At 52.1% G+C, this 8,871-nt stretch carries 8 protein-coding genes and 2 tRNA genes; 5 read left to right on the plus strand and 5 right to left on the minus strand.

The features are described from left to right. Nucleotides 1-3: 3 nt before the first annotated feature. Complete coding sequence (locus tag H3T93_RS08795; RefSeq protein ID WP_144178637.1) at nucleotides 4-579, minus strand: hypothetical protein; 576 nt, start codon at nucleotides 577-579, stop codon at nucleotides 4-6. Between the two features lie 989 nt (nucleotides 580-1,568). Here H3T93_RS08795 and H3T93_RS08800 point away from each other — a divergent pair. The 3 genes from H3T93_RS08800 (at nucleotide 1,569) to H3T93_RS08810 (ending at nucleotide 3,559) form a co-directional block, all read left to right on the plus strand. After that, entirely contained in the window at nucleotides 1,569-1,997 is a 429-nt protein-coding gene (locus tag H3T93_RS08800; protein WP_144178635.1) for a hypothetical protein, read from the plus strand. A 28-nt stretch (nucleotides 1,998-2,025) separates the two neighbouring features. Further along, nucleotides 2,026-2,442 carry a hypothetical protein gene (locus H3T93_RS08805; protein WP_144178633.1) on the plus strand — a complete coding sequence of 139 codons (417 nt, stop codon included), beginning with the start codon at nucleotides 2,026-2,028 and terminating at the stop codon, nucleotides 2,440-2,442. Between the two features lie 646 nt (nucleotides 2,443-3,088). Continuing rightward, nucleotides 3,089-3,559 (plus strand): hypothetical protein, encoded by a 471-nt coding sequence (locus H3T93_RS08810; RefSeq protein WP_144178631.1) that lies wholly within the window; start codon nucleotides 3,089-3,091, stop codon nucleotides 3,557-3,559. A gap of 913 nt (nucleotides 3,560-4,472) precedes the next feature. Here the strand turns inward: H3T93_RS08810 and H3T93_RS08815 are convergent. Together H3T93_RS08815 and H3T93_RS08820 are read right to left on the minus strand one after the other, a co-directional pair. Then, nucleotides 4,473-4,545 (minus strand) — tRNA-Ala (locus H3T93_RS08815). A gap of 37 nt (nucleotides 4,546-4,582) precedes the next feature. Then, nucleotides 4,583-4,656 (minus strand) — tRNA-Ile (locus H3T93_RS08820). A 104-nt stretch (nucleotides 4,657-4,760) separates the two neighbouring features. Here H3T93_RS08820 and H3T93_RS08825 point away from each other — a divergent pair. Further along, the gene (locus H3T93_RS08825; RefSeq protein ID WP_186364002.1) at nucleotides 4,761-5,369 is read left to right on the plus strand and encodes a M48 family metallopeptidase; all 609 of its coding nucleotides are present in this window, start codon (nucleotides 4,761-4,763) and stop codon (nucleotides 5,367-5,369) included. A 480-nt stretch (nucleotides 5,370-5,849) separates the two neighbouring features. Continuing rightward, on the plus strand, nucleotides 5,850-6,617 hold the full coding sequence (locus tag H3T93_RS08830) for an SDR family oxidoreductase (protein ID WP_144178627.1): 768 nt from the start codon (nucleotides 5,850-5,852) through the stop codon (nucleotides 6,615-6,617). A gap of 109 nt (nucleotides 6,618-6,726) precedes the next feature. On the opposite strand, the gene H3T93_RS08835 is transcribed toward H3T93_RS08830, so the two are convergent. Both H3T93_RS08835 and H3T93_RS08840 read right to left on the minus strand, forming a co-directional pair. Next, on the minus strand, nucleotides 6,727-8,295 hold the full coding sequence (locus H3T93_RS08835; RefSeq protein WP_144178625.1) for a Na+/H+ antiporter NhaA: 1,569 nt from the start codon (nucleotides 8,293-8,295) through the stop codon (nucleotides 6,727-6,729). A 166-nt stretch (nucleotides 8,296-8,461) separates the two neighbouring features. Next, the coding region (locus H3T93_RS08840; protein ID WP_198214755.1) for a Dps family protein at nucleotides 8,462-8,871 on the minus strand (410 nt) is incomplete at its 5' end.

Consider the following 8,871-nt stretch of genomic DNA (forward strand, 5'->3'; position numbering starts at 1 on the left):
TGCTTACCTTAGCTTGCCGTTTTCGTTCACCCAGTCGCGCCCGTTGTTATCTCTGAAACAGAGGGTTACATCAGATTCAGAGAACTTCAATATTGTCTTGACTGGGATTTTAGCCCCATTTGCCTCCCAGAAGCAGTAACCGGTCGAGCTTTCAAGATCCTTGACTAGTTGCACAGGGTCTTTCCATTTATCTGTACCGAGATGGGTCTCTTCTTTTCCCTTTTCGAAGAACCACATGCCGGGCGGAAGCAACGCGACACGTTTCATCGGCCCACCCATAGATTTTTCTAAAGAAACATTGTATATCGGTGTTTCAGATAAATTGCTTATGATCATGCCTTCACGGTTTGCGTTCTTTTTATCTGCGCCTCCGGCGTACCAGGCACTTACCTTCTTGGCGGATTCCCTTTCAATTTGGTATTTGCTCTGATTGAGCTCTTCTTGCGCTTTAGCAAGCTGTTTTTTGTTTTGATACCATGCTATAGAGCTACTTCCAATTGAAATGAAAAGTGCGACTATAGCAGCAAATCCTTGAATTAAGTCGGCATAATTATTGAGCCAATTAAACATAGCTATCACCCGTTAGCCTCATTGAGTCTGTTGATATAGGCACCTTAATCAAGGTACACCCGATTATCAGGCGGTTAAAAATAGGAAATCAAATAGGCATAACTTACCGCAAGTAAAAAGCTTCTTTTAGTACTGTCATCATGTAGCCTATGCTGCTTCGTTATTTTCTGCCGTAATAGATTTGTTCTCTTCGCGAGCATAACTGTGAGTAAGAAATGGATGGGTGTTAGTAGAAATTGTGCAATTAGCTGGCATGTAGTCCTATTAAAAAATCAGACTTTTTATGCAAGTCAGGCTTTTATCAGGCGAAAGAATTGCAATAATCGTCAATTCAGGTTTCTAATACCGTATTAGTCTGCGGGTAGCGGCAATGAGACTAACCCTATTCTGATCTTCAAGTAGCCGTATTTGTGGAGGTGGTGGTTCTTGCTGAGGATTTTCGGATTGTGTTGTTTGAGTTTTGAAGTAGACTGGCTTTGGCGGCTTGTGAACTGTCCTGACATACATGTCTGAGGCTATCGGTAGCGGAGGTCTGGGGTTTGCGGGGGTGTCAGGGTTCGATTCCCCGCGTTTGAGTTTCCAGTAGGTGAAGCGCGAGAGGCCCGCGTCGGCCGCGACCCTGTCTTGGGAATATCCCTTGGCGGTGCGTGATCTGGCGATATTGGTGCCGAGTTTTCGGGTGTAGTCCTTCCAGGCCAAATCAATGTTGTTCATAAGTTCAATACAAATAGGATGTCATGTTTTCATGGTCATGTATGCATGACATAATGAGCACAGCAGGGCATTTGGCGCAAGCTCGGTTATGCTTCAGTCGGATTGAAGGGGTCTCTGCCGACAATGGCTGTGGGTTCGTGGGAAGAGCAGAGGGGCAATTGTGGAGAAAACCGAGAATAGTACTGATAGGAGCAGCGGTGAGAGGCGCTGGCTCATCATCATAGCTGCCTTGGTGCTGGTAGTTGCTGTCGTTTGTGGTGGGCATATGGTGGCATCGTCATTCTGTGCAAGAGCTTGATTGGGCCTTTGCCTCCTACAAGTCGGCGGCCAGGTCCTACAAGGTAGCGGTCAGCGAATATCGCAAATATCTCGCATCTGACGAAGCGGAGTCCGCTTCGGCAGTTATGGATGATCAGTTCAGCAACGCGAAGACCGTCCAGTCAATGGCGAAGAGCGTGCAGACCGTCAATCCGGCCTCCAGCAAGACGGTAGATATGAAAACCGGCTTGACCGGGGATGCGTCTACCAACGAATTGGGAAAAGCTGCCGAAGCTTTAAACACCCAGACTTCGGAGATGAAGTCGAGGCTGAAGGTTCTCAAGGCCAATGTACTTGCTGTCACCACTTCCCAATCGTATTATAGGCTGCTTTCTGATGCTATCGGGACCGGAGATAAGGTCTTGGCTGACTCCGACGACAAAGTGTGGTGGTGACCAGAAGCGCAACGATCTGACCAAGGCTTTGGGATTAGCTAAGAAGACCCTTCAGAACAGGAAGTCACTTCTTAAGGCTTTTTCTGGTACGAATGCTGAACTTGATGTCAAGGTCAAGGCAGTGAATGATGCAGTCTCGGCCAAAGCCCAAGCGAATTTCCAGGCTGCTCAGGACGCCGCACGGGCCCAGGCTGCTGCAAGGGCTTTCTCTAATACTGGTGGGGATATAGTGCTCCTGCGCCTAGGCGGTAATGGTTATCGCACTTCCTCCCGTAACGGCAGTAGAAACCATCACACTCCCGACGAAGGCAACACGTCAGCCCCCAAGGGTGGCAACTGTGGTCATCCTACATGGGCGGGTACTACAGGTAGCACTCCAGGTATTGCTCATTGGGAAGGTAACGATTTGTATGTTGATACTAAGTTCCAATACTTTTTAGATTAAGAATCATCCTCTTTTACATGTCTTCACCCTATTATCAATGAGTATAAACAAGAGAGCTATATGTTTTGGTATCAGGGTTTTACGCATATTCTCGTTTCTCTACCTATTTTGTTACTCGGGTTCATGCTCTTTTATTGGGTATAGAAAGAGACGGTGTTGGTACTATGTGAACAATAGTGTACTGATGAGGACGAGAAGATGTGCCCCCGCGCTGTCATTCATACTCGAATTGCTGGTTAAAAGTTAGCTTCTGCTAGTACGGGCTAAACATGAAGGACATCCAGAGAGTGCAGGTACCTCAATCTTTCAAGCTACCAGTATTGAATCTGATTATTTTCTGCCAGTTTGTGCCATTTTATAGGACAGCTATGTAGGATCATGATTAAATAGCTTAAGGCCAATGGTGTGAATCAGTTAACTTCTTTGGCCGCATATATACAACGGCAAAGATAGGCTCCTCCATTGCTGAATTATTTCTTATTACAGATGGTACCGGGTTCATGTGCTTATGGAATACAGATTCATCTCTGGAGTAGCGGGTCAATGGTACTGTGTTATAAGGAGAGTTCAATTATGACAGATTGGCCCGTTTCTTTTTTGATACGCCAGGATTTGCTTAAATTTTTAGGTTGTTTATAAACTATAAATGATGAAAACTCAAATTATTGTTGCGCTTATAGCTGGCTTGGCAGCCATATTGGGGCCTTTTCTTCAGAATCATTTCAGGATTGATCCGAGACAATCTATAGAACGCGATTTGAAGATTGCAGAGCAACTTCCCGACGAGTCTAAAGCAAAGCAACTCCTTAAGAAGGATATTGAAAGACGCGTACAGGAATTGGCTATGCATGGAAAAGGAAAGAGAGCCTGGGGACTAACTATTTTTTGTTTAGTTGCTGGTGGTGGCTGTTTATATGGAATGGCCGTTCTCTTTTATAAAGGATGGGTTGGGCTAGGTTGGGCACGTCTATTGATTGTCCCTTCTTTGATTCTTTTTGTTTTTGCTCTGGCATTTCTTAATCAGGTCCCCGGATACTTCAAGAAAGTCCCTCGAGACGAGCAAGGTAACATTGTATCTATAGATGAGCTGGGAGGAATAGATCGCGATAAGAAATAAAGAAATTGAATCAGTATTACATGTATGTAGATCTGCTCAATTGAGTGGTGCGTCGATTAGCGTCGATTAGCGTCGATTATATATAAAAGATTATACCTCAGTATTAAAATATCTTATTTGCTATATAGCTAGTCTTAATACTAGATTCTGCGATGTGTGTCAATTTAAAAACATTCACATATGTACATTTCATTGGTGGTCGGGATTGCAGGCACTAGTGTAATTTAAAAGCTCTGTTCTAGGGGTTCTGGCGTTTTCGTACGATTAGTTTATCGCCGCGCATTGCTATAGATTTTATCTTTTCACTATATGGTTATGAGTTAGTCTGGTTGGCATGAATTGGTATTAGGAGCGTTGAGTGCTGTTGCTACAACATTTGCTGCGATAGCAGCTTTAGTTCTGCGTGTTTATAATTTAGGTTTTGGTTAACAGAAGTACGAAGCATGAGCATACTGAGTGAATGATAGATCTTTCGATGCAGTTGTATGCGGCTTGCGAGCATTACGTTTTAGTCGCTGGGCGCTTTCGAGATCAAACTGAATGGATGAGTGGAGTAAATTCTCTAGCCTATGCGTTGGAAGCATACAGGTGGAAAAGGCCAGATGAAGACTCTTTGGATTATCGTTCAAGTCTTAGGAAATTGATGAAGAGACTAGCTGATGTCAAGCGATGCTTTAGCTGTCTTCGCTCCTTATGACACCCAGTTTGATGCGGCCTCCGCGTGCGTATGATGCTGACTGATGCCTCCTTACGCAGGCTTTATTTGGTTGTTTCCTTATTTTATAGCGGTTACTCAAGTTCGCGATAACGCTCTGAATCGAGCAGAAATTGTCGCAATTATGTGTAACAACAGTCAAAGCAATAAAACGGTATATAGAAACCTCATAGATCTAAAGTTTTTAAGGTTCCAAAGTGGAGCTAGCCGGATTCGAACCGGCGACCCTCTGCTTGCAAAGCAGATGCGCTACCAGCTGCGCCATAGCCCCGTAAATGTGAAAAGAACTTCAACCACGCAAGAATGCGTGGGCCTGGGAGGACTTGAACCTCCGACCTCATCCTTATCAGGGATGCGCTCTAACCAGCTGAGCTACAGGCCCATGCCGTGTGACCGAAGAATCACACAAATGGATAGCTTACCATAGTGTCCCCTCAAGTCAATCTCGGCGGCGTCGCGTCGCGTCTTGGCGAAAGAATGGAGGTCATGAGGCGGAAACGGCGTGCGGAACCAGTCCGGTCGGAGCAGCTGGAGATCGGCGACGAGACGGTTCTGGTCATCAGGAAGCGGATCGTCAACGTCTATCTGCGAGTCAAGCCGCCTGACGGCCATCTGGAAGTGACGGCGCCTCTAAAGCTGAGCGATGACCAGATTCGTGCCTTTATCGACGGCAAGCGCCGCTGGATCGTAACCACTAGAGAGCGTCTGGCCCGCTCACGCGATGTATACGCCCAGCCTGGAGCTGATGGTCTGCTGTCGCCAGACCGATCCGAGGCCGAAGCAAAGAGGATTCTCCGTGAGAGGTTGCCCATCCTTCTGGATCGCTGGGTCCCTGTGGTAGGCCGTCGGCCTGAGCGCATCAGTCTGCGGAAGATGAAAACTCGCTGGGGCTCCTGCACTCCCGCCACTGCCAGCATCCGGCTCAACACCGACCTGGCTTGGCTGGATCACGACCTGCTGGAGTATGTGCTGGTTCACGAGCTGACCCACCTCTACGAGCATGGTCACGGGCCCGGCTTCCGCGCGCGGATGGATCGTTATATGCCCGACTGGGCTGAGCGCCGTCGTCGGCTCAACCGCTATTTAGCTCTGTAACCTCCGAAGCTTCGACATCTGAAGTCATGATTTCCAGAGTCATGATTTCGGGAGTTGTGAACTCGGCGTGATTTCTAAACTTGCGCACTGCGAGCCAGTAAATTATGAATCCACAGCATCATTCGTACTGATGAGTTCCGAATCGGGGCCCCCGCTAGGCCATCTCGTACGAAGTAGGATTGGTTTTTGACGCATCCTTTCGATCCTGATCTAACCTGACTATACGGCCTGATTCAGCCCGATCTGACTTTGATCTATTTTGACTCAACTAATCTGCCTTTGATTCGTTCCGACCCTGCTCAAGGCTGGTTTAATGCACCACATTTGTCATCGAAGACCGAATAGAGTCTGCCACAGCCCATGCTGGTGCGCTAGCGTTAAAGAAGAAGGGCGATCCTGCAGCAGCTAGGCAGGCTCCCTGCGAACCGGAGGCAAGCGTGGAGTCAATCCGGGGGAATAGATCATGAAGGAGCGGATGAGATGACGGAATCCAAGAAAACAATCAAGCGTGCCGTGGTGACCGGCGCCTCCAGCGGCATCGGCCAGGCCAGTGTGCGGACCTTGGTGGACAAGGGCTGGAAGGTGGTCGGTCTGGCTCGGCGCGAGGACAATCTCAAGGCCCTCGCCGACCAGCTGGGTCAGAACTTCACCTATGAGGTCTGCGATGTGACTGACGAGGACTCCACCCAGGCGGCCGTCGATGCCGTGCTCAAGGGTGGGCCGGTCAAGGCTCTGGTCAACTGCGCCGGTGCGGCATTTGGCAAGGACCCGGTGGCTACCTCCAGCCTGGACGACTGGCGTGGCATGTATGAGCTGAACGTCATAGGCACCTTGCGGGTCATCCAGAAGCTGCTCCCGGCCCTGAAAGAGTCGGAGGGTACGGTCCTGGTCATCTCCTCCACTGCAGGCATCGAGCCTTACGAGGGCGGCGGCGGATACTGCGCTTCCAAGGCGGCGGAACGAGTCATGGCCCGTATTCTGAGGCTGGAGCTGATTGGCGAGCCAGTGCGCGTGGTCGACATCGCTCCGGGACTGGTCCACACCGACGAGTTTTCCCTGAAGCGGTTCGGCGGTGATAGCGACCGGGCCGACGCGGTCTATGCCGGGGTGCCTGACCCGCTGACCGCCGACGACATCGCGGAATGCGTCACCTGGGCCCTGGAGCAGCCCGACACTGTGGACATTGACCAAATCGTGGTCCGCCCCCGCGCTGAGGGCTCCTACACCAAGCTCTACCGTCGCAGCTAAGCCTGATAAGGGACTGATTCTGTCAAAACTGATTCTGTCAAAACCGAGTTTGACAGGTTGATTCTGGCAGAAACCGGGTCTGGCGGAGGTTGAATCTTGGCAGCTAAGCCTATGTGTGCCTGGCGGAACGTAGTCGACCGGGGATGGTGCCGACAGCCACGACGAGCACGGACAGGACCGACCCTGCCAGCACACCTAGTAGGGCTGACTCCAGATGCGTGGAACCAGCGAAGGCCAGGTTGGCGATCAGGAAGGACATGGTGAAGCCGATTCCGCAGAGCTGGCAGAGGCCGATCATGTTTCCGGTCGTGGAGCCGGCAGGCCGCCGCAGCCCCAGATGACTTGCCAGGATCACCATGGTCATGATTCCCAGGGGTTTGCCCAAGGCCAGTCCCAGCGTGGCGCCCCAAAAGACCCGGTCCGTCAGCAGTCCAGGTCCCAGCTGATCCAGTGAGATGGACAGGGAGAAGAAGGCGAACACGGGCAGGACCACCAGGGCGCTCAAGGGTGTCAGCAGGCGATCCAACTGTTCGGCAGGCGATGATGCCTGGACGTGGCTCGACTCAATCCCAGTTGTTTTGGTCCCAGCTGGATTGGTTCCAGTCGATTCTGCTCCGGTCGACCTGGTAACAGGGGTCAAGAGACCCATTGCCACTCCCGCCAGCACCGGGTGGATTCCAGCTTTGAAGAGGCCGTACCAAGCCAGCAGACCGCCGGCAAGGGCACCCAGCAGGAACAGCAGCATCCAGGGTCGCCAGAGCGGGCAGAAGCGGCTCGCCACTCGGACCAGCAGGGCCCAGACCACAAGGCCGGCCAGGCAGACAAGTAGCCAACTCGGTTGTCCCAAACTGGAGTAGCCCAAGGCGATCAGCAGGACGCCGACCAGGTCGTCGAAGATGGCCAGAGTCATCAAAAAGGCCTGCAGGGCGGGTCCGGCCTTGGGCAGGAGCAGTTGCAAAGCCGCCAGGGAGAAAGCTACATCGGTGGCCGTTGGGACAGCCCAGCCACGCAATCCGGCGGGGGAGCCCAGGTTGAGTAGGCAGTAGATCAGAATCGGAACGGCCACACCGCCCAGGGCCGCCAGCAGGGGCAGCAGGACCTGTTTGTGGTCGCGCAGAGTGCCCGTGGCGGCCTCCTGGCGCAGGTCAAGACCCATGGTCAGGAAGAATATGGTCAGCAGCCCGTCCTGTATCCAGTCCTTGAGAGGCAGGTTCAGTCCACCGGGAAGGTCCAGAGGAATCCAAGCGGCAAGAGCCTTCAACCCCGGTCCGGTCTCTGGCAGATTGGCCAGGATCAGCCCGACCAAGGCACAGGCCATCATGAATAGCCCGGTGATTCGATCGTTGTCAGCCAGCGACGACAGGGCGGTGAAGAAGTTTGAAAGATGGAGTCGTCTGTGCCGGTCCCTGTCAGATCCGCCCTGCCCACGATGAGGATTTGATGGTTGGGCGTTCGATGGCTTGGAATCCGATTGTCCGGAATTCAGTTGGGGGTCTGCGGGTTGGGGGCCCGACTGCCTTGGATTGAAAAATTTAAGATTCTGCTGCGAATTCGAATCGTCGTAAACCTGACGCTGTGGATTGACTGGGAATGCTGGGAATGTAGGCGTAGGCGGCATGATGCTCCTGGTCGGGCGGGTAGGGTTCGGTGTTTTATGGCCGACCAGTCTTCCCGGCATGAGGCAGCGCCCGGCTGTCTCCCAAGTGCCAATTCTATCCTGAAATCCTGCAGTCTATCTCGGTCAGAGAAAATGCCGGCGGCCCCGCACCTTCACGATGCAGGGCCGCCGGCATACCGCCTATCGGGGGCGGCGATGAGCTCGCAGAGCTCAGTAACTCAGTAACTCAGAACAGGTGGCTGCGCATGAACCACTGGAAGTGCTCCAGCTCCTGCACATGGTCCTGCAGGATGTTGGAGCTGACGATGTCCAGGTCGTCCAGCTTCTCGATGGCCTCGCGGTCGCGCTTGATGAAGGTGGTGTAGTAGGTGTCCAGGGCCTTCAGATAGTCCAGGGCATCCTGGCGGCCGGTCATGGTGATGCCATCCCAGTCGCGGTTCTTCATGATGTCGTCAGGCCGTCCGGCGGGGGAGCCGCCCAAAGTGGCGATGCGCTCGGCGGTCTCGTCGGCCATGTTCAGCACCGAATCGACCTCGGGGTCCATCATCTCGTGAATGCCGATGAATTCCTTGCCCTTCATGTTCCAATGGGCGTGCTTGAGGATCAGGGCAGTCTCCTGTTCCTGGCTCAGACGGC

Origin of the sequence: Bifidobacterium sp. M0404, assembly GCF_016101415.1 — a bacterium.
Taxonomy (GTDB): Bacteria; Actinomycetota; Actinomycetes; order Actinomycetales; family Bifidobacteriaceae; genus Bombiscardovia; species Bombiscardovia polysaccharolytica.

Excerpts from the sequence above, each read along its gene's own strand:
- H3T93_RS08810 (WP_144178631.1), top strand. The coding sequence starts at position 3,089 with ATGATGAAAACTCAAATTATTGTTGCGCTTATAGCTGGCTTGGCAGCC.
- H3T93_RS08825 (WP_186364002.1), top strand. The coding sequence starts at position 4,761 with ATGAGGCGGAAACGGCGTGCGGAACCAGTCCGGTCGGAGCAGCTGGAG.
- H3T93_RS08830 (WP_144178627.1), top strand. The coding sequence starts at position 5,850 with ATGACGGAATCCAAGAAAACAATCAAGCGTGCCGTGGTGACCGGCGCC.
- H3T93_RS08835 (WP_144178625.1), bottom strand. The coding sequence starts at position 8,295 with ATGCCGGGAAGACTGGTCGGCCATAAAACACCGAACCCTACCCGCCCG.